Source organism: Glycomyces endophyticus, assembly GCF_039531525.1.
GTDB lineage: Bacteria > Actinomycetota > Actinomycetes > Mycobacteriales > Micromonosporaceae > Glycomyces > Glycomyces endophyticus.
In genome coordinates, this window is sequence record NZ_BAAAQF010000013.1 from 23751 (window position 1) to 44731 (window position 20981).

General features: G+C 70.5%; 13 protein-coding genes. 4 read left to right on the forward strand and 9 right to left on the reverse strand.

Annotated features, from left to right (window positions below; genetic code table 11):
• Positions 1–84: 84 nt before the first annotated feature.
• The 5 genes from ABD419_RS16990 to ABD419_RS17010 form a co-directional block, all read right to left on the reverse strand.
• Positions 85–3660 (reverse strand): leucine-rich repeat domain-containing protein, encoded by a 3576-nt coding sequence (locus ABD419_RS16990; protein WP_344488493.1) that lies wholly within the window; start codon positions 3658–3660, stop codon positions 85–87.
• 85 nt (positions 3661–3745) lie between these two features.
• Positions 3746–4489 (reverse strand): respiratory nitrate reductase subunit gamma, encoded by a 744-nt coding sequence (gene narI, locus ABD419_RS16995; RefSeq protein ID WP_344488495.1) that lies wholly within the window; start codon positions 4487–4489, stop codon positions 3746–3748.
• Entirely contained in the window at positions 4486–5106 is a 621-nt protein-coding gene (gene narJ / locus ABD419_RS17000; protein WP_425556095.1) for a nitrate reductase molybdenum cofactor assembly chaperone, read from the reverse strand. Before narJ ends, narI begins: the two co-directional genes overlap by 4 nt.
• Positions 5103–6872 carry a nitrate reductase subunit beta gene (gene narH, locus ABD419_RS17005; RefSeq protein ID WP_344488497.1) on the reverse strand — a complete coding sequence of 590 codons (1770 nt, stop codon included), beginning with the start codon at positions 6870–6872 and terminating at the stop codon, positions 5103–5105. Before narH ends, narJ begins: the two co-directional genes overlap by 4 nt.
• Positions 6872–10579 carry a nitrate reductase subunit alpha gene (locus ABD419_RS17010; protein WP_344488499.1) on the reverse strand — a complete coding sequence of 1236 codons (3708 nt, stop codon included), beginning with the start codon at positions 10577–10579 and terminating at the stop codon, positions 6872–6874. The genes narH and ABD419_RS17010 overlap by 1 nt, the downstream gene beginning before the upstream one ends.
• A gap of 180 nt (positions 10580–10759) precedes the next feature.
• On the opposite strand from ABD419_RS17010, the gene ABD419_RS17015 reads away from it, so the two are divergent.
• From ABD419_RS17015 to ABD419_RS17025, 3 genes are all read left to right on the forward strand, one after another.
• Entirely contained in the window at positions 10760–11956 is a 1197-nt protein-coding gene (locus ABD419_RS17015; RefSeq protein ID WP_344488501.1) for a nitrate/nitrite transporter, read from the forward strand.
• Between the two features lie 84 nt (positions 11957–12040).
• Positions 12041–12910 carry an ABC transporter ATP-binding protein gene (locus tag ABD419_RS17020; RefSeq protein ID WP_344488503.1) on the forward strand — a complete coding sequence of 290 codons (870 nt, stop codon included), beginning with the start codon at positions 12041–12043 and terminating at the stop codon, positions 12908–12910.
• On the forward strand, positions 12907–14088 hold the full coding sequence (locus tag ABD419_RS17025) for an ABC transporter permease (RefSeq protein ID WP_344488505.1): 1182 nt from the start codon (positions 12907–12909) through the stop codon (positions 14086–14088). Before ABD419_RS17020 ends, ABD419_RS17025 begins: the two co-directional genes overlap by 4 nt.
• Before the next feature lie 58 nt (positions 14089–14146).
• Here ABD419_RS17025 and ABD419_RS17030 read toward each other — a convergent pair whose 3' ends face one another.
• The 3 genes from ABD419_RS17030 to ABD419_RS17040 form a co-directional block, all read right to left on the reverse strand.
• Positions 14147–15523: an NCS2 family permease gene (locus ABD419_RS17030; protein WP_425556096.1), complete on the reverse strand. Its 1377-nt coding sequence runs from the start codon at positions 15521–15523 to the stop codon at positions 14147–14149.
• Positions 15524–15946: 423 nt separating this feature from the next.
• The gene (locus ABD419_RS17035; protein ID WP_344488507.1) at positions 15947–17053 is read right to left on the reverse strand and encodes an LPXTG cell wall anchor domain-containing protein; all 1107 of its coding nucleotides are present in this window, start codon (positions 17051–17053) and stop codon (positions 15947–15949) included.
• Between the two features lie 236 nt (positions 17054–17289).
• Positions 17290–17955: a hypothetical protein gene (locus tag ABD419_RS17040; protein ID WP_344488509.1), complete on the reverse strand. Its 666-nt coding sequence runs from the start codon at positions 17953–17955 to the stop codon at positions 17290–17292.
• A gap of 162 nt (positions 17956–18117) precedes the next feature.
• Here ABD419_RS17040 and ABD419_RS17045 point away from each other — a divergent pair, with 162 nt between their 5' ends.
• Positions 18118–20370, forward strand: a complete 2253-nt coding sequence (locus tag ABD419_RS17045; protein WP_344488511.1) for a glycosyl hydrolase family 95 catalytic domain-containing protein — start codon at positions 18118–18120, stop codon at positions 20368–20370.
• 75 nt (positions 20371–20445) lie between these two features.
• Here ABD419_RS17045 and ABD419_RS17050 read toward each other — a convergent pair whose 3' ends face one another.
• Positions 20446–20946 carry a hypothetical protein gene (locus tag ABD419_RS17050; RefSeq protein ID WP_344488513.1) on the reverse strand — a complete coding sequence of 167 codons (501 nt, stop codon included), beginning with the start codon at positions 20944–20946 and terminating at the stop codon, positions 20446–20448.
• Positions 20947–20981 lie beyond the last annotated feature (35 nt).

Consider the following 20981-nt stretch of genomic DNA (forward strand, 5'->3'; position numbering starts at 1 on the left):
CCAGGCGTCTGGCCCGACTCCCATTCTTACGCCGAACGGGTGACCCCGTGAAGGTCTCCCGACACTCCCCCGACCGGAAAATTCTCAGTCCCCGCCCATGTCCGGAAGCCCGGGGTTGAACTGAGTCTCGAACCGGGGATGGACCCACATGTACTGCCCGCGATGGCGGACACGGACGAGCCCGCCGAAAGTGGGGTCCTTTTCACGGATGAGCTGGTGCAGTTCGCGGAGATGGTCGGCTGCGGTGGTCGCATTGTTCCGCACCGTGTTCTCAAGCAACTGCGTATGCCAGATCACCTTGATGTCTTTAACCGAGTTGGCGGTCAGCCCGCCTTGTCCGGTGAGGAGGGTCCAGATCGATCCGGCCAGCTCCCGCCGGGCGGGGGCTGGCGGCAATACCGTTCTCAGGATCAGGGCGGTGGCGATGAGCCAGGGCGCGGTGGTGAGGAGCAGCATCGGCGGAAAGTCGATCTCCACGACACCGCGCCCATCGACGCCGCCCAATGCCGCCATGGGTTTGCGGGAGTACTCGCACCAGAGGACCAGGCGGAACCTGGTCGTAATGGAGTTCGGCGTGCTTGGTGAATCGGCCGGTTCGATCGTGAAAAGCCGAGGCCCCTTGGCGGACTCGCGGCTCAGCGCGGTGAGGAGGGTCTGGAGGTGGGACTCGCCGAGTGCGAGGAGGGACAGCGCCTCGTCGTTGGGAGGTGCGTCGGATCGGCGGGCTATCCGCATAAGTGCATGGAGCCTCTCATCATACCCAGATACCCGGACTCGATCAACCATTTCAGACAATCTATCGTCCGGTTCGGACGGTTCGGTTACACCGCTGAGCAGGTCGCGGATCGACATGTCCTCATCGCATGAGTTGCAGGTGATCTCCGTCTTGCCTTTCATGCGCCGGTTGAAGAGTCGTTCGACTTCCCATCGGCCCGACCGGGACCCCTCAGAATCGGCGCAGTGGCCTCCGCAGGTGACCATGGCGCGGACCTGCACTCCTTGCCAGAACTCGTCGACGTGGGTGCGGATTTCTTCGAGGATCAGGGTGAGGAAGTACTCCGGGGCCACGGCCTTCACCGTGACCGTCAACTGCTTGTGGTCCAGCCGGACCAGTGCCCGGCCGTGGATGCTGTGTTCGATGACCAGGCCGTCAGTCCAATGAAGACTCCGGCCGTGGTCGTCACGGCCGAGCGAGAACTGGTGGAGCCTCACGATGAGGCGGTAGATGAGGCCTTCGGGGATGTGAAATTCGCCGGAGGCGTCGCTGAACCTGCAGATCCGCGTCTGCGCAGGCAGATGGCGGCCGTAGTCGTCCCATGCGTCGAGTGGCGGTGTGGTGGGGTCGACCAGTTGGGCGATGAGGCTGGTCGGCGGTCGGCCTCCGTGGCCGCCTCCGCCGATCCGGTAGGAGATCTCGTACTCCTCCATGAGGCGCAGCAGGATTCGGTGCACGCCTTCGGGGTAGCGCAGGTGCGGCGGGTTGGTCGGGTCGTTCCAGATGTCCTTCAGCCGCGAATGCTCGATGACGCCGTGGTCGCGGACGGCCTGCGGGTCGTCGATGACGAGGCTGACCGCTGTGCTGAGCCAGTCGCCTTTGAGGACCACGAGCTGGTCGAGGCCGGGGATGTCGGGGTAGTGGCACCAGTGTCCGAGGTCGGTGAACACGGTGGCGAGGGTCTTCGCGGACGTCTCGGTGAGGCCGCGCATGCCGGCGCGGCGGAGGTATTCGGGGTACTCCAGGTACGGCTCGGGGAGGCGGCGCAGGTCGTCCTGGAAGCGGCGCCAGCTCGCGGGCAGCTTCCGGGAGAAGTACGGGAGTTCGGCGGCGGTGCGCTGCACGGCCGCCTTGAGCTCCTCGATGCCGGCGCCGCTGCTGCTGTCGACGTGGTGGAAGCCGACGATGACGTCGCCGTGGTGCTGGCGGAGGCGGGTCTCGTCGATGTGCGCGAACCGGTCCTTGGGGCCGCCGTGGGTGGCGACGACGTGGATGCGGACGTCGTCGCCGGCCCGCCGCCGGATCAGCTCGATCCACTCTTCGACGTTGTCCTGCCTGGGGCCGTGCCGGGGTTTCCAGACCACGAGGTAGACGGCGGGTGCGGTGAAGAACAGCTGGTGCGTGGGCCGGTAGGTCTCCTGGCCGCCGAAGTCCCAGGTGTTGAGCACGCACGCGTCGGCGGTGCCCTGCGCGAGGGTCAGCGGTCTGACCTCGATGCCGTGGGTGGAGGAGCGGTCGGCGTCGAACGGTTCGCCGAGCATCGCCGACAGCAGGGTGCTCTTGCCGACCGCGCCTTCGCCGACGAGTACGAGCTTCGCCTCGCGGACGACGACGCCGTCGTTCGCGACCGCTCGCAGGAACGTCATGAGGCCTTCGTCGCCGCTGGCCTCGGCGGCGGCCATCTCCGGCGGGAGGGGGTTGCGCGCCGCGGAGAAGAGTTGCAGGGCGGGGAGTTCGGCGATGGATTCGGGGAGGGCGCGCAGTTCGTTGTCGCGAACGTCCAGGTTGGTGAGCAGGACCAGGCGGCCGATCCGGTCGTCGAGGTCGGTGAGCCGGTTGTCGCCGAGGTCGAGCAGGGTGAGCGCGGTGAGGTCGAACAGCGACGGGGGCAGGGCGGTGAGCCGGTTGTTGCCGAGGCGGAGCAGGGTGATCCCGGTGAGGTCGCCGATGGTCGCGGGCAGGGCGGTCAGCCGGTTGTAGGAGAGGTCGAGGCTGGTGAGGCGGGTGAGGTTCCCGATGGAGTCCGGGAGCGAGGTCAGGCGGTTCATGCTGGGGTCGAGCTCGGTCAGGCCGGCGAGGTTGCCGATCGACTCCGGGAGGCCGGTGATGTCGTTGTCCCAGAAGCTGAGGCGTTCCAGCGCGGTCAGGTCGCCGATCGATTCGGGGAGGGCGCGCAGTTCGTTGTCTCGGCACGCGAGGTTGATGAGCGAGGTCAGCCGTCCGATCGACTCGGGCAGTGCGGTGAGCCGGTTGTCGTCGAGGTTGAGGGTCGTCAGCCCGGTGAGGTCCAGGAGGGTGTCGGGCAGGCGCACGAGGCGGTTGTTGCTCAGGTCCAGCGAGGTGAGTCCGGTGAGCCGCCCGATCGAGTCCGGGAGGTGTGCGAGCCGGTTGTTCTCCACGCGCAGTTCGGTGAGGCCCGTGAGATCCCCCAGGGAGTCCGGGAGCGCTTTGAGGTCGTTGTCGGACAGGTGCAGGGCGGTGAGCGCGGTGAAGACGCCGAGGTCCTCCGGCAGGAACTGCAGGTCGTTGCCGTGCAGGTTGAGCCTGGTGAGCGCCGCGAGGTTCCCGATCGATGCGGGGAGCTCCTCGATGTCGTTGCGGGCGAGGTCCAGTTCCGTGAGGGCGGTGAGGTCGCCGATCGATTCGGGGAGACGGCTCAGCCGGTTCTTGTCGAGATCGAGGTAGGTCAGCGCGCGCAGGTCGCCGATGGAGTCCGGCACGGCTGCCAGCCGGTTGTCGAAGAGGTCGAGCCGGAGGAGCGAGGTCAGGTCGCCGATCGCGTCGGGCAGTGCGGTGAGCAGGTTCTCCTTGAGGTCCAGCTGGGTGAGCCAGGTGAGTTCGCAGACCTCCTCCGGGAGCTCCTCGAGTTCGAGGTCCGCGAGGTCGAGGACGGTCTGCTTGGTGCGCTTGGCATCGCGGATGCGGCGGAGGGCCTCGTCGGGCATGGAGGGGTGCTCTTCCTGCGGGGAGACAAGGAGACTCCCATTCTAGGGCGCTCGGGCCGCTCGCGAATCCCTCGAAGGACCGGGCCTAGGTCCAGCCGCGGCGGATGGGGCGGGTGGACTGGGTGGGCTCCTTGTCGCGGGATCGGTAGACGACGTAGGGGCGGAAGAGGTACCAGACGGGCGCGCTGAAGGCGTGGACGAGGCGGGTGAACGGGAAGAGCGCGAAGAGGGCGAGGCCGATCAGGGCATGCAGCTGGAACGGGACGGTCGCGGCGGACATGGCCGCCACGTCCGGTTGGAGGACGAAGACGCTTCTGAACCAGGGGGAGACGGTCACGCGGTAGTCGACCTCCTCCGCACCGGTGAGGCCCGCTACGGCTGAGAAGAGCGTCGTCGAGAGGCCGGCGAGGATCGCGGCGACGAGGACGAGGTACATGACCTTGTCGTTGACGGTGGTGGCGCTGAAGACCGGGCCGGTGGTGCGGCGGCGCCAGATGAGGAGGGCGATGCCGCCGAGGGTGGTGACGCCCGCGACGGCGCCCAGGGAGAGCGCGGTGACGTGGTACAGGTCGTTGGTGATGCCGACGGCGTCGGTCCAGGTCTCGGGGATGAGGAGGCCGACGACGTGCCCGATGACCACCACGAGGAGTCCGAAGTGGAACACCGGGCTGGCGATGCGCAGGAGGCGGGACTCGTACAGCTGCGAGGAGCGGGTGGTCCAGCCGAAGCGGTCGTAGCGGTAGCGCCAGACGGTGCCACCGACGAGGACCGCGAGGACGACGTACGGCAGTGCGCCCCAGAGCATGTAGTCGAGGACGGTGGGGTTCATCTCGCGGCTCCGATCGTGGTGGGCATGCCGAGCCTGACGGCGCCGTACGGGTCGAGTCCTACGTCTTCGGCGGGAGGTCCGGCGGCGGCCAGGCGCGCGGCCTCGCGGCGGGCTTCGTCGGGGGGCGGGAGGGTTGCGGCCACGGCGTCGAGGACAGCGGCGTACGGGCTCCCTTCGAGGGAGGCGCGCAAGAGCTCGATGCCGGGCTGGAACCGGACGAGGAGGCGCTCTCCCTGCTCCCGGTCGCCTCGGGCGGCGAATTCGAGCACCACTGCCAGGTGGTCGGGCAGTTCGGCGGCGTCGAGTCTCCAGCCGCAGGCGCCATAGATCTCCTTGATGCGGGCGAGCGCGTGCCCGCGTCTGCGGGTGTCGCCGTCGGTGTAGTAGGTCAGGTGGAGCGCCCTGCGGCGCTTGAGGTCGAAGGTGCGCACGTACTCGCCGCCGAGTTCGAGCTCGGTGCGCTGCAGGGCGTACGCGCAGAACGCGGTGAGCGACTCGCGCGCCTCGCCCGGCTCCTGCTCGGCGACGGCGGCGCGCACGAGCGGGAGGCGGTCGAGGAAGGCGCGGTCGGGGTAGCACAGGAGCATCGCGGCCGCCTGGCGGATCACGTCGTTCACTTCGCCTCCCCGGTCTCCTTGAGGTACTTGCCGTCCGAGGTGTTCTGGTCGGCCTGCTCGCGGTCCGGGCTCTGCTTCCGGTCCCGTTCCGGGCTGTTCTTCCGGTCCCGTTCCGGGAACAACCCGGGCGGGCGGCCGTTGCCGTCCCAGTTCAGGAGGTTGAGGCGGCGGGCCGGGCCGGAGCGGCCGTCGCTGGTCTGGCGGTCGCGCAGGGCGTGGAAGTTCTCGACCGAGGCGGGCTGGGGCCGGCCGGAGGCCTCGCCGAACGGGACGCCGCCTCCCATGCCGCCCATGCCGGGTCCGCCCTCGAAGTCGAGGCTGCACCCGATCTCGTCGATGACGCCGCGGTCGGACTCGTCAACGCCGTACGCGGTGGGGATGACGTACCGGTCGTCGTACTTCGCGATGGCGAGGAGCCGGTACATCGCCTCGATGTCGGCGCCGGTCATGCCGACCGCCTCGGCGATCGACTCGTCGGGCTCCTGGCCGAGGTTGACGCGGCGCATGTACGACCGCATCGCGGCGAGCTTCGCGAGCACGCGGCGCACCGGCTCGGGGTCGCCCGCGGTGAACAGCTCCGCGAGGTACTCGACGGGGATGCGTAGGGTGTCGATGGCCGCGAACAGGTTCCCGGCGTCCTCGCCGTCGTGGCCGGTCTCGCTGAGCGCGTCGACGACCGGCGAGAGCGGCGGGATGTACCAGACCATCGGCATGGTCCGGTACTCCGGATGCAGCGGCAGCGCGACCTCGAAGTGCTTGGCGAGCTGGTAGACCGGGGACTTGCGGGCGGACTCGATCCACCGCTCGGGGATGCCGTCGCGGAGGGCCGCGGCGGCGACCTCGGGGTCGCTCGGGTCGAGGAAGACGTCGAGCTGCGCCGGGTAGAGGTCCTTCTCGTCCTTGACGGCGGCGGCCCTGCCGACGCGTTCGACGTCGTAGAGGACGACGCCGAGGTACCGCAGGCGGCCCACACAGGTCTCGGAGCAGACCGTGGGCATGCCGACCTCGACGCGCGGGTAGCAGAGCGTGCACTTCTCGGCTTTGCCGGTCTTGTGGTTGAAGTAGACCTTCTTGTACGGGCAGCCGGTGACGCACATGCGCCAGCCGCGGCACTTGTCCTGGTCGACGAGGACGATGCCGTCCTCGGCCCGCTTGTACATGGCGCCGGACGGGCAGGACGCGACGCACGACGGGTTCAGGCAGTGCTCGCAGATGCGCGGCAGGTAGAACATGAACGCCTGCTCGTACTCGAACCTGACCTTGTCGCCGATCTTCTGCGCCACGGGGTCGTTCGAGGCGAGCGCCTCGCCGCCGGCGAGGTCGTCGTCCCAGTTGGCGCTCCACTTGATCTGCATCGGCTCGCCGGTGATGAGCGACCGCGGCCGGGCGCCGGGGATGTCGTCGCCGAGGGGCGCGGTGATGAGGTGCTCGTAGTCGTACGTCCAGGGCTCGTAGTAGTCCTGGATCGCGGGCATCTTCGGGTTGGCGAAGATCGTGGCGAGCTTCTTCAGGCGCCCGCCGGCGCGGGGCTTGAGACGCCCTGCGGCCGTGCGCTTCCACCCGCCCTGCCAGCGCTCCTGGTCCTCGTGGCGCCGCGGGTAGCCCTGGCCGGGGCGGGTCTCGACGTTGTTGAACCACACGTACTCGACGCCGGACCTGTTGGTCCACGCCTGCTTGCAGGTGACCGAGCAGGTGTGGCAGCCGATGCACTTGTCGAGGTTCATGACCATGGCGACCTGGGCCATGACCTTTCCGATGCGGGCCATCAGTACGTCACCTCGGTGCTGCGCTTGCGCACGACGGTCACTTCGTCGCGCTGGTTGCCGGTGGGGCCGATGTAGTTGAACGCGTAGGAGAACTGGGCGTACCCGCCGATGAGGTGGGTGGGTTTGACGAGGAGGCGCGTGAGCGAGTTGTGGATGCCGCCGCGCTTGCCGGTGGTCTCGGTCTTCGGGACGTCGACGACCCGCTCCTGGGCGTGATACATGTAGACCGTCCCTTGTGGCATGCGGTGCGAGACGACGAGCCGGGCGGCGACGACGCCGTTGCGGTTGACGGCCTCGACCCAGTCGTTGTCCTCGGCGCCGATGGCCGCCGCGTCGGCGGGGCTCATCCAGATGTTGGGGCCGCCGCGCGAGAGCGTGAGCATGAGCAGGTTGTCCTGGTACTCGGAGTGGATGGACCACTTCGAGTGCGGCGTCAGGTACCTGACGGCGACGGCCCGCTCCCCCGTCGGCCCGATCTCCGGTTCGCCACTGTGCTTCCCGGTTCGGATCGCAGGCTCTCCGAACAGCGCGGCCATGTTGAGCGGCGGCCGGTAGACGGGGAGGGCCTCGCCGAACTCGTGCATCCAGTCGTGGTCCACATAGCAGTGCATGCGCCCGGTGAGGGTGTGCCAGGGCTTGTCGTGCTCCAGGTTGATCGTGAACGGCGAGTACCGGCGGTCGTGGGCCTCCTTGCCGGACCATTCGGGGCTGGCGCCGACGGGGGTGGGGCCGTGCTGGGTGTCGGAGAAGACGACGCGGCGTTCGGCGGCGCCGTGGATCAGCTCGGAGAAGTCGGTGCCGGTGCGGGCCGCGAGGCGCTCGAAGCCCTGGGCGGCGAGGCGGCCGTTGCTGGTGCCGGAGAGGGCGAGGATCATCTCGCAGGCCTTGACGTCGGTGTCGAGGAGCGGGCGGCCGATCGCCGGGTGCTCGCGGGAGGCGCCGTTCCGGGCCGCGAGCCAGCCGATCTCGGCGTCGGGCGTGAACGTGACGCCCTTGACGGGCAGGCCCTTCGTCTCGGCGAGCGGGCCGAGGGCGGCGAGTTTGGCGGCGACGGCGGGGTAGTCGCGTTCGACGGCGATGATCGCGGGCATGGTCGAGCCGGGGACCGGGGGCACGCCCTCGGCCTTCCAGTCGGGCGCGGTGCCGCCGGGCTGGGCGAGCTCGCCGGGGGTGTCGTGCTGGTGGGGCGCGGCCACGAGGTCGACGGCGGTGCCGAGGTGCTCCGCGGCGAGCTCGGAGAAGCGGCGGGCGAGCGCGTGGAACGTCTCGAAGTCGGTGCGGGCCTGCCAGGGCGGGTCGATCGCGGGCGAGAACGCGTGCACGTACGGGTGCATGTCCGTCGTCGACAGGTCGTGCTTCTCGTACCAGGTGGCGGCGGGGAGCACGAGGTCGGAGAGCAGGGTCGTGGAGGTCATGCGGAAGTCCAGCGAGAGCAGCAGGTCGAGCTTCCCCTTGGGCGCCTTGCCGTGCCAGACGACGTCGGCGGGGCGGTGCTCGGGGCGGGCCTCCTCGCCCTGCACGGAGTGCTGGGTGCCCAGGAGGTGCTTGAGGAAGTACTCGTCGCCCTTCGCGGAGGACCCGAACAGGTTGGCGCGCCACACGGTGAGGACGCGCGGCCAGTTCTCGGGGGCGTCGGGGTCCTCGCAGGCGAAGCGGAGGTCGCCGTTCGCGAGTTCGCGGGCGATGTACGGGCCCGGTTCGAGCCCGGACTCCCGGGCCTCCTGCGCGAGGAGGAGCGGGTTGCGGTCGAACGTCGGGTACGAGGGCATCCAGCCCATGCGCGCGGAGGCGGCGACGAGGTCGGCGGTGTGCCTGCCCGCCAGGCGGTTCGGACCGGTGGCCGAGCGCAGCGCGTCGGCGTCGTACGTGTCGTAGCGCCACTGGTCGGTGTGCAGGTACCAGTACGGGGTCGCGGCCATGAAGCGCGCGGGCCGCGTCCAGTCCATGGCGGAGGCGTATGCGGCCCAGCCGGTCTGGGTGCGGCACTTCTCCTGCCCGACGTAGTGGGCCCAGCCGCCGCCGTTCCTCCCCTGGCAGCCCGTGAGCAGCAGGAGGGTCAGGAACGACCGGTACATGGTGTCGCCGTGGAACCACTGGTTGGTGCCGGCGCCGAGGACGATCATCGCGCGGCCGCCGGAGTCCCTCGCGGTGGCGGCGAACTCGCGGGCGATGCGGGCGATCCGGTCGGCCTTGACGGAGGTGAGCGACTCCGCCCACGCGGGCGTGCACGGCTCGGCCGCGTCCTCGTACCCGGCGGGCCAGCGCCCCGGCAGGCCCGGCCGCTGCACCCCGTACTGGGCGAGGAGCAGGTCGAACACGGTGGTGACGAGGCGGCCCGCGACCCGGCGGACCGGGACGCCGCGCTCGACCGCGCCGCCGTCGCCGGGACCGGCGGTGTCGAAGCGCGGCAGGCTGATCGCGGCGGTCTCGCCGCCGGTCTCGTAGAGCGACAGCCGCGGCCGCACGCCCTGGAGGTCGAGGTTCCACTTTCCGAGGTCGGCGTCGTTCCAGCGGGTGCCGAGGGTCCCGTTGGGCGACACCGGTTCTCCTGTGGCCTCGTCGAGGAGGACGGGCTTCCACTCGGCGTGCGGCTCGTCGCCGGGGAGGGCGGTGCGGCGCAGGAACTTGCCGGGGACGCATCGGCCGTCGCGCTCCTCCAGCTCGACGAGGAACGGCAGGTCGGTGTACTTGCGCACGTACGCGTCGAACGCCTCGGTGCGCTGCTCGACGAAGTGCTCCTTGAGGATCACGTGGCCCATCGCCATGGCCATCGCGCCGTCGGTGCCCGGGTGGGGGGCGAGCCACTCGTCGGCGAACTTCGCGGCGTCGTTGTAGTCGGGGGCGACGGTGACGACCTTCTGGCCCCGGTAGCGGGCCTCGGCCATCCAGTGCGCGTCGGGCGTGCGGGTGACCGGCACGTTCGAGCCCCACAGGACGAGGTAGGCGGCGTCCCACCAGTCGCCGGACTCGGGCACGTCGGTCTGGTCGCCGAACACCTGCGGGGAGGCGACGGGCAGGTCGGCGTACCAGTCGTAGAACGAGAGCATGGAGCCGCCGAGGAGGTTCACGAACCGGGCGCCGACGCCGTGCGAGACCTGCGACATCGCGGGGATCGGCGAGAACCCGGCGATGCGGTCGGGCCCGTAGGCGCCGATGGTGTGGACGTGCGCGGCGGCGGCGATCTCGACGGCCTCGTCCCAGGTGATGCGCACGAGCCCGCCCTTGCCGCGCGCCGACTGGTAGCGCTCGCGCTTGGCCGGGTCGGTGGTGATCTCGGCCCACGCGGCGACGGGGTCGCCGAGGCGGGCCTTCGCCTCGCGGAACATCTCGATCAGGACGCCGCGCCCGTACGGGTACCGGACCCTGGTGGGCGAGTACGTGTACCAGGAGAAGGCGGCGCCGCGCGGGCAGCCGCGCGGCTCGTACTCGGGCCGGTCGGGGCCCACGGACGGGTAGTCGGTCGCCTGGGTCTCCCAGGTGATGATGCCGTCCTTGACGTACACGTTCCACGAGCAGGAGCCGGTGCAGTTGACGCCGTGGGTGGAGCGCACGACCTTGTCGTGGGACCAGCGGTCGCGGTAGAACACGTCCCCTTCGCGCCCGCCCTCCTTGAAGACGGCGCGCAGGTCGCCGGTGGCCTCGGAGCGGGTCAGGTGCACGCCGGTGCGCAGCAGCAGGGCGGACGCGGGCTGGTCGGAACGGGCCACGCTGGTCTCCCCCTCGGTCGCACGGCGTCCCCCGTCGAAGCGGGAGTCGCTGCCCAGATTAGGGTCTTCGGCCCCCGCAAAGGGGACTAATCGGCATACTGTCCGCGGGCCCTTCGCCCGGGCCCGGGCCGCCGGTCCAGTGAGGACCGCGGCAGTGACGCACCAGCGAGGAGGCCGCCCATGGGCACTGCCGACGCCGTCCGGCGCGGAGCCGGAAGGAACCTGGCGCTCGCCACCGCCGCGTTCGCGCTCACGTTCTGGGCGTGGAACCTGATCGGGCCGCTGTCGAAGACGTACGCCGACGACCTGTCCCTGAACCCGACCCAGACCTCGGTCCTGGTGGCGTTCCCGGTCCTGGTCGGCGCGATCGGCCGCATCCCGGCGGGCATCCTCACCGACCGCTTCGGCGGCCGGGCCATGCTCACCGCCGCGTGCTTCGTGTCGATCGTCCCGGTGCTCCTGGTCGGGCTCTCGGGCGGCTCGTACCCGGCGCTGCTCGCCTCCGGGTTCCTGCTGGGCCTGGCCGGCACCTCGTTCGCGGTCGGCATCCCGTTCGTGAACGCCTGGTACCCGCCCGCGCGGCGCGGGTTCGCCACCGGGGTCTTCGGCGCCGGCATGGGCGGCACGGCCCTGTCGGCGTTCCTGACCCCGCGCCTGGTCGACGGGATGGGGCTGCTCCCGACGCACCTGCTCATGTGCGCCGCGCTCGCGGTCATGGGGTTCGTGTGCTGGACGTTCGCGCGGAACGCCCCGCAGTGGGCGCCGACCACGGAGCCGGCCCTGCCGCGCCTCAAGGGGGTCATGAGACTCAAGGTCACGTGGCAGATGTCGCTGCTGTACGCGGTCGCGTTCGGCGGCTTCGTCGCGTTCTCGACGTACCTGCCGACGATGCTGGTGACCGCGTACGACCTCGCGCAGACCGAGGCGGGCCTGCGCACCGCCGGGTTCAGCCTCGCCGCGGTCGTCGCCCGCCCCGCCGGCGGCATCCTCTCGGACCGGGTGGGGCCGCTGAAGATCTGCCTGACCTCGTTCTTCGGGGCCGCGATCATGGCGGTGCTGCTGTCGTTCGAGCCGCCGCTGGAGGTCCCGGCGGGCACCTGCTTCGTCCTCATGGCGCTGTTCCTGGGCCTGGGCACCGGCGGCGTGTTCGCGCTCGTCGCCGAGAAGGTCGAGCCGGCGCGGGTCGGCGGCGTGACCGGGATCGTGGGGGCCGCGGGCGGCCTCGGCGGGTACTTCCCGCCGCTGGTCATGGGCGCGGTGTACCAGGCCAGGGGCGACTACTCGGTCGCGCTGCTGCTGCTGGCGCTGACGGCGCTGCTGGTCGGGGTGTTCGCGCTCCGGTCGTTCCGGCGGCCGAAGGACGCCGTGCCCGCGTGATTACTTCTCGCGAATGAAGCGGGCCGGGCCGGAATCAGCCTCAAGCATGAGGAACCGGCCCGGCCCCGCATCTAGGGTGAAGTCATGTTGGAAATCAAGGACCTGCACAAGCGGTTCGGCGACACCGTTGCCCTCGACGGGGTGTCGCTCTCGGCCGAGGCGGGCGAAGTCGTCGGGTTCGTCGGCGCGAACGGCGCCGGGAAGACCACCACCATGCGCATCGCCATGGGCGTGCTCGCCGCGGACTCCGGCCAGATCGTCTACGACGGTGCGCCGCTCGGCGTCGAGCAGCGCCGCCGCTTCGGGTACATGCCCTCCGAGCGCGGCCTCTACCCCAAGATGAAGACCGGTGAGCAGGTCGCCTACTTCGGCGAGCTGCACGGCATGACGAAGGCCGAGGCGAAGCGGTCCGCCGCCGAGCTCCTGGAGCAGCTCAGCCTCACCGAGCGCATCGGCGACTTCGTCCAGGACCTCTCGCTGGGCAACCAGCAGCGCGTCCAGCTCGCGGTCTCCCTCGTCCACGACCCCGAGGTGCTCATCCTCGACGAGCCGTTCTCGGGCCTCGACCCGATCGCGGTCGACGTCATGGGCACCGCGCTCCGCGACCGCGCCGCCGCCGGCGCGCCCGTCATCTTCTCCAGCCACCAGCTCGACCTCATCGAGCGGCTCTGCGACTCCGTCGTCATCATCGGCAACGGCCGCATCATCGCCTCCGGCTCGGTGGAGGAACTGAAGGCCAAGGAGGTCAAGCAGCTCCGCATCAGCGTCGAGACCGACGAGGACCTCACCGCGCGGTTCTCCGGGACCGTCACCCGCGACGGCGACGACTACCTCATCGAGGACGGCGACGACCAGGAGGCGCTGCGCATCGCCGCGGCCGCCGGCCGCGTCACCCGCTTCGCCTACGACCAGCCGACCATCGCCGAGATCTTCCGAGAGGCCGTGACCCGATGACGCAGAACGAACCCTCGAAGATGCGCGGGCTCATGCTCGTCGCCGGACGCGAGATCCGCGTCCGCGGCCTCTCGAAGTCCAACGTCATCAGCCTCGTCGTCACCGTCGTCATCGTCGGCGTCCTCGCCGCGCTCCCCAGCCTCATCGGCGGGGACGACAGCGACACCAAGATCGGCCTCTCCGGCGACACCGCGCCCGCGATGCAGGCGCAGCTCGACGCCATGGGCGGCTTCGACATCACCCTCTTCGACACCGCCGACGAGGCCGAGCGGGCCGTCGAGGACGAGACCGTCGAGGCGGCCGTCGCCGACGGCTCGCTCTACAGCCTCGACGGCATCGGCAACGAGGACGAGACCAAGATCGACGCCGCCTGGCAGACCGCGAGCGTCCAGACGAACCTGTCGAACGCCGGGCTCAGCGACCAGCAGATCGGCGAGGCGCTCACCGTGCAGCCGCTGGAGTTCGTGACCCTGGAGTCCGAGGGCGGCGTCAGCAGCACGCTCGACTACTTCACCGGCCTCATCATCTCCATCATCATGTTCATGATGCTCATGACCCCGGTCCAGTACATCGCCATGGGCGTCGTCGAGGAGAAGTCCAGCCGGATCGTCGAGATCCTGCTGACCAGCCTCAAGCCCTGGCAGCTCTTGGGCGGCAAGGTCATCGGCCTCGGCGTGATCTCCCTGGTCAACCTCGTCGCCATGGTCGCCGTCGGCCTCGGCGTCTCGGCCGCCACCGGGATGCTCTCCGACCTGCCGCCGGGCACCGCCGGCGCGGCGGTCTCCTCGATCGGCTGGTGGCTCATCGCGTTCGCGCTGTTCGGCACCCTCGCCGGCGGCGTCGGCTCGCTGGTGTCGCGCCAGGAGGAGTCCGGGTCGGTCCTGACCCCGCTCATCATGTCGCTGACGCTCTCCTACCTCGGCGCGATCTTCCTGCTCAACGCGCCGACGAGCACGTTCGCGGAGGTCCTGTCGATCGTGCCGCCGTTCTCCGGCATCGCGATGCCCACCCGCATGGCGATCACCGAGGTCCCGGCCTGGCAGATCGGCCTCTCCGCCCTGCTCCTGGCGCTCGCCGCCGCCGGGGCGCTCGCGCTCGGCTCGCAACTGTACAAGCGCAGCGTCCTGTACACGGGCTCGCGCATGAAGATCAGCGAGGCGCTCCGCCGCGCCGCGTAGCCGCAAGAAGAGGAAAGGGCCCGGGAGGATCACCTCCCGGGCCCTTCGACGTGCGGTGCTACTCCGTCAGGAACAGGAAGTAGCCGATCGAGGCGAGCATGAGCACCCAGGCGATCGGGTGGACTTCCTTCCAGCGGCCCTTGGCGGCCATCATGATCGGGAAGAACACCAGGCCCAGGGCGATGCCGTTGGAGATCGAGTAGGTCAGCGGCATCGCGGCGACGATGAGGAACGCCGGGATCGCGTACTCGAGCTTCTCCCACTCGATCTCGCCGAGCGCCTTCGCCATGAGCACGCCCACGACGATGAGCGCGGGCGCGGTGACCGCCGGGTTGTTGGCGACCAGGCCGAACACCGGGAACGCCACGAGCGAGACGATGAACCAGAAGCCCGTCGTCACCGCCGTCAGGCCGGTGCGGCCGCCGACCGAGACGCCCGCGGTCGACTCGATGTACGCGGTCGTGGTCGAGGTGCCGAGCACCGCGCCCGCGGAGGTCGCGATCGAGTCGGTGGCGAGGGCGCGGCCCGCGCGGGGCAGCTTGCCGTCCTTGACGAGCCCGGCCTGGCCGGCGACGGCGAACAGCGTGCCCGCGGTGTCGAAGAAGTCCACGAACAGCATCGTCAGGATGACCGCGATCATGTGGACGGTGAACGCGTCCTCGAAGCCGGTGAAGGCCGCGCCGAACGAGTCGAGGTTCGGCGTGAAGCCCTCGGCGAGCTCGAAGTCGATGACGCCGGTGAGGACGCCCAGGACCAGCGTGGCGAGCATCCCGTAGAACACGCCGCCCTTCCAGCCCAGGACCATGAACACGGCGGTCGCGACCAGGCCGAAGACGGTCAGCAGGACCGTGCCGGAGGTGAAGTCGCCGATCGTCACGAGCGTGGCCTCGGAGCCGACGACGATGCCGCCGCCCTTGAGGCCGATGAACGCGATGAACAGGCCGATGCCCGCCCCGACCGCCAGCTTGAGCTGGGCCGGGATCGCGTTGATGATCGACTCCCGCGCGCCGGTGACGGCGAGGATGAAGAACAGCACGCCCGAGACCAGGGTGCCGGTGAGCGCGGTCTGCCACGGGATGCCGAGGGTCAGGACCACGGTGAACGCGAAGAACGCGTTCAGGCCCATGCCGGGGGCGGTGGCGATGGGGTAGCGGGCCCAGAGGCCCATGACGAGGCAGCCGAGCGCGGAGGCGAGCGCGGTCGCGGTGAACACCGCGCCCGGGTTCGGCGCGTCGACCCCGGCCGCGGACAGGCCGAAGCTGAGGATGCCGGGGTTGACCGCGAGGATGTAGGCCATCGCGAGGAAGGTCGTGGTCCCGGCGAGGACCTCGCGCTTCCAGTTGGTCTTGTTCTCGGTCATGCCGAAGTACTTGTCGACGCGGCCCAGCTCGGGCTCGGGCGCGTCCTTCTTCTCTTCTGTGGCGTCGGTGGCCATGTGGCGGGCACTCCTGTGCGGGCGTGGTGGATGCCGGGCAGCAGGCACCTCGGGAAACAGGGTAATGGGGCAGGTACTGAACCTGCCGGTAATGTACCGGGTCCGCCACGGAAAGAGAAGCGAGCAGGGCGCGAAGTTGTGAGTTTTACACACTCTTCACAACCGGGGAAGAGGCGACGCCCCGGAGCCAAGGGGGGGACGGCTCCGGGGCGTCGACTTAGGGTCGAGCCCCCGGTGGCAGGATTCCGGGGGCTCGACAAGGACCGCACCGTCAAGCAGCGGGCGGTAGTCGGAGGTCTCGTCCCCGGCGCGGACGCGCCGGGCTCCCTGCCCTGAGACAACTGCTAAACGCGGCGGCGTCTTGTGCGGTTGCATAACGGTTCTATAACGGACGCGGCCTTGGTCACAGCCGCGCCCGCACCCCTACTCCTGCTCGAGCTCGCTCCTGCGGCGCAGCACCACGAGGATCACGATGCCGGCGAGCAGTGCGACCCCGGCCCCGACCAGGTAGTACGTGAGCGACGAACCGGTCGTCGGCAGCGCCGACCCGGCCGGCGAGGTCGACACCGCGGCGGGCGCGGAGCTGGTCGCGGCCGTCTCCGAGGCGGACCCGGCCGGGCTCGAAGCCTCTTCCGAGGTGGTCTCCTCCTCAGAGGTGGTCTCTTCCTCGGAGGTCGTCTCCTCTTCGGACGTGGTCTCCTCTTCCGAGGTGGTCTCCTCTTCGGAGGTCGTTTCTTCCTCGGAGGTCGTCTCCTCCTCCGAGGTGGTCTCCTCCTCGGACGTGGTCTCTTCCTCCGAGGTGGTCTCCTCTTCGGAGGTCGTTTCTTCCTCGGAGGTCGTCTCCTCCTCCGAGGTGGTCTCCTCCTCGGACGTGGTCTCCTCTTCCGAGGTCGTCTCCTCCTCAGAGGTGGTCTCCTCCTCGGAGGTCGTCTCCTCCTCCGAAGTCGTCTCCGCCTCGGTGGTGGGCTCCTCGCTCGGGGTCTCCTCCCCCGGGGGCTCCTCGGTCGCGGGGCAGGTGTGGGTCAGGTTGAAGTAGTCGCGGTCGTGGCCGCCGTTGCCGCCGCCGTTCCCTCCACCGTTGCCGTTGCCGTTGCCGTTCCGCTCCCTGTCGTCCTCGCGCTTGATCTCGGCCTGGGCGTCGATGAGCGTGAGCCCGGCCGGCGTCACGATGTACGCCTTGTTGTTCCCCGAGCCGGAGACGATCCCGCCGTCGTCCTCGGTGTTGTAGCGGACGACGTTGCCGTCCTCGTCCTCGAAGACGGCTTCGATGTAGCGGAAGTTCCCGTCGGCGCCGACCGAGCTGGGCAGCACGAAGACCCAGCCGTCGAGCCAGTCCTCGGTGCTCCCGGGGATCTGGTCGCAGCTGCGGTCTTCGAATCCCTCAGCGGTCGTCGGCACGTTGCCGGGGTTGATGTCGATGGTGTCGTGGTTCCCCGCGAGCGCGGGCACGGCGAAGGCGAGCGCGACGGCTCCGGCGAGGCCGGACGCCATCATGGCGCCGGCGATCTTCTGGCGGCGTGTGAATTTCAAGGGACTGCACTCCGTGATGGGTGGTCGGAGGTGTCGGACACGTGCCGGTGCCCGACCGCGCCTGGGCCAGGCGCGGACGAGATGACCACGCAGGCGGGTGCACCGCAGTTGCGTTCCGAACGGGTGGATCCAGGATTCATCCGAACGGCTGACCTGCCAATCCACCCCGAAATCGTCGAAAAACGACGGCGTCCCCGGGGCCGAGGCCCCGGGGACGCCGAGTCGGGAGGTTCGGTCTAGGACTCCTGGGACTCGCGGCGGCGCAGCATCAGGAGGAGTGCGGCGCCGGCGGCGGCGAGGGCCGCGGCCGTCACGAACGAGACCCCCAGCGGGACGCCGGTGACCGGCAGGATCGGGCCGGTCGGGGACTCGGCGCCGGGCGAGGTCTCCTCGCCGGTCGAGGTGGGCGCCTCGGAGGTCGGCTCCTCCGAGGTCGGCTCCTCACCGGTGGGCTCCTCGGTGGGCGCGCCGAGGCAGGTGCGGACGAGTTCGAAGGTCGCACCCTCGTCGGGGTCGTTGACCAGGGCGTCGGCGTCGAGGAGGGTCCAGCCCGTGGGGGCGGTGACGTAGGCGGTGTGCTCGCCGAGGAGGTCGCCGTGGACGCCCATGGTGCGGGTCCGCTCGCTGCCGGTCGCGTCGGCGTAGGTGGCGGTGATGTCGACGAAGTTCCCTTCGGCGCCGGCCTCGGCGGGGAGTTCGAAGATCCAGACGTCGTGGTCGTCCCCGAGTTCGGGGAGGCCGTCGCAGGAGTGGGTCGGGAACTCCTCGGCCGTGGTGGGGATCTGGTCGCGGTCGATGAGGATGATGACCTCGGCGGCCTGCGCGGGGGTCGACAGGGCGAGGGCCGCGCCGAGGCCGGCGGCGGCCGCGAAGCCGGTGGTGAGGGATCGCTTGCGGTGCATGGCGGGGCTCCGAACGGCTCGACCGGAGGAGTGACCCTGCCGGATGCGGAGGTGGGCATTTGATTCACGCTCGGCTTTGAACTGGGGTTGCGCCGCGTTCACCTGTTGTTCAGCAGGGGCGGGCCCGGAAACGCGGTGGCACAGATCCTATAGGATATCGGCATGTCGCGAGCATTGCAGCTGAGCTATGACAAACCCGCGGAAGCCTGGCATGACGGACTTCCCTTGGGGAACGGCCGGATCGGGGCGATGCTGTGGGGGAACCGCATCGACCTGAACGAGGACGGCTTCTGGTCGGGCGACGGCAACAAGGGCGTCCCCGACAGCGTCGAGGGCGTCGCCGCCGAGGCCGCCGAGCTGGTGCGCCGCGGCGAGCACGTCGCCGCCGACCGCCTCCTCACCACCCTCCAGGGCCCGAGCGTCCAGGCCTACCAGCCCGCGGGCGCGTTCACCGCGGTCCACCCGGGCCACGACGGGACCGAGCACCGCGAGCTGGACCTGCGCGGCGGCATCGCGACCGCCTACCGCGGCCGGGTCCGCCAGCGGGCCTTCGTCTCGGTCGCCCACGAGGTGGTCGCGATCCGCTGGAGGGCCGACGAGCCGTTCGACCTCGAACTCGACTTCGCATGGCCGCACGAGGGCGGGACCATCGCGGCCGGCCGCGACGAGCTGAGCGTCACCGGGCGAGCGCCCGTGAGCGTCGCCGGCGGCAGGCCCGACTACTCGTCCGCAGCGGGCGTGCGCCGGCTCGGCCTGAACGCCCAGCTGCGCTGCGACGGCAAGCTGGTCGCGACCGAGGGCGGGCACCGCTTCCGCGGGTGCACCAGCGTCGAGGCCTACGTCGCGATCCGCTCCGACTTCGACGAGGCCGCGGCGCTCGACCGGGCCCGCGACGAGGCCCGGCGCGCGGCCGCGATCGGCTGGGGGCCGCTGCTCTCCGACCACGGCGCCGCCCACCAGGCCGTCATGGACCGCGTCGAACTCGACCTCGGACCGCAAGGGCCCCTTGCGCAGGCGCGGACCGATGAGCGGCTGCGCCGCCGCGCCTCCGGCGAGTCGGACGAGCACCTCGCGGTGCTCGCGTTCCAGTTCGGCCGCTACCTCCTGGCCGCGTCCTCGCGGCCCGGCACGCAGGCCGCGAACCTCCAGGGCATCTGGAACGACCAGGTCACGCCCCCGTGGAACTGCGACTACACCACCAACATCAACGTCGAGATGAACTACTGGCCCGCCGAGACCTGCGGCCTCCCCGAGTTCCACGAGCCGCTGTTCGACCTCGTCGACGAACTCGCGGCCACCGGCGGGGAGACCGCGCGGCGCATGTACGACGCGGGCGGCTGGTGCTGCCACCACAACACCGACTACTGGCGCCTGACGACCCCGGTCGACGGCCGCGCCTGCTGGCAGGCCTGGCCCATGGGCGGGCTGTGGCTCGCCATGCACCTCGCCGAGCACTGGCGGTTCGGCCGCGACGAGGAGTTCCTCGCCGACCGGTTCCCGGTGGTCCTCGGCGCCGCCCGCTTCGCGTTCGACCGCCTCTCGGAGGGCTCGGACGGCACGCTCGTCACCAACCCGGCGTCGAGCCCCGAGAACGAGTTCACCACGCCGGAGGGGAACTCGGCGATCGACGAGTCCACGGGCATGGACGCGACCCTCGTGCGCGAGCTGTTCGCGTTCGTCGTCGACGCCGCCGACGTCGTCGCCGAGACCCTCCACGGCGAGGACCTCCAGCTCCTCAAGCACATCGAGGAGGCGCTGCCGCGCCTGGCGGGGCCGAAGATCGGCGCCGACGGCCGCGTCCTCGAATGGGCCGCCGAGCGCGAGGAGGCCGAGCCGCACCACCGGCACGTCTCGCACCTGTACGGGGTGTTCCCCGGCGACTCGTTCGCCGACTCCCCCGAGCTCCTCGACGCGGCCCGCAGGAGCCTCGAGGCGCGCGGCGACGCCGGGACCGGCTGGTCGCTCGCGTGGAAGACCGCGCTGTGGGCGCGGCTGGGCGACGGCGAGCGGGCGCACCGGCTGCTCGGCGAGTTCCTCACCCCGGTCGGGTTCCGCGGCGCGGGCGCCGAGTACGCCGACGGCGGCGTCTACTCCTCGCTGCTGTGCGCGCACCCGCCGTTCCAGATCGACGGGAACCTCGGGACGGCCGCGGCGATCGCCGAGATGCTCGTGCAGTCGCACCGCGCCGTCGACGGCGATCCGGTGATCGAGCTGCTCCCGGCGCTGCCGAGCGCCTGGCCCGAAGGGGAGGTGCGGGGCCTGCGGGCCCGCGGCGGGGTCACGGTCGAACGCCTGGCCTGGAGGGACGGGGCCGTGACCGCCCTGGAGCTCGTGTCCGCGGTGGACACCGCGGTGCGGGTGCTGGGACGCAAGGTCGCGCTGGACTCCGGGGACCGGTGGACCCTCGAGCGCTGAAGCGCCCCTAGGACACAGGGGAGCGGCCGGAGTCCGAGACGACTCCGGCCGCTTGGGTATGAAGGACGGTCCGGCTCAGCAGGCGGACGTGACGTTCGCCTGGCCGACGGAGAAGCCGCAGACCGACCACTGGAAGGCGCCCGTGGTGTCGGCGTTGACGAGCGACACCCCGCTCCCGGGAGACACCGGTTCGGCCGGACCCTGGATCGAGTTGTCGCACACGGTCCCCTGGGTCTCGGCGCCGACCGCGACCCCGCAGACCTTCCACTTCGCGAAGTTCCGCAGGTCGACGTTGGCGAGTGAGGCGCCTCCGTAGCCCGCGGGGGTCTCCGGGAGCTCCTCGCCGTGCGCCATCTCGTCCGCCGCCGGCGAGCCGAGCACCGTGCCGCAGGCCATGTCCGTGATCGCACCGGCCTGATCGGCTTCGCACACACCGGGAAGTACCGAGTCGTGCTCGGACTCCACGGTGGCCAGCGTCAGCCAGTCGGGAGTGGAGGCCTGGGCCGCCCCGCCCGAGAACGCCGCCGCCGCGGCGGCTGCGGCGGCCGAGACCGCCACCATGGTGGTGTTACGCATGTTCCTCTACCTTTTCTCGACCAAACCGGGGGAAA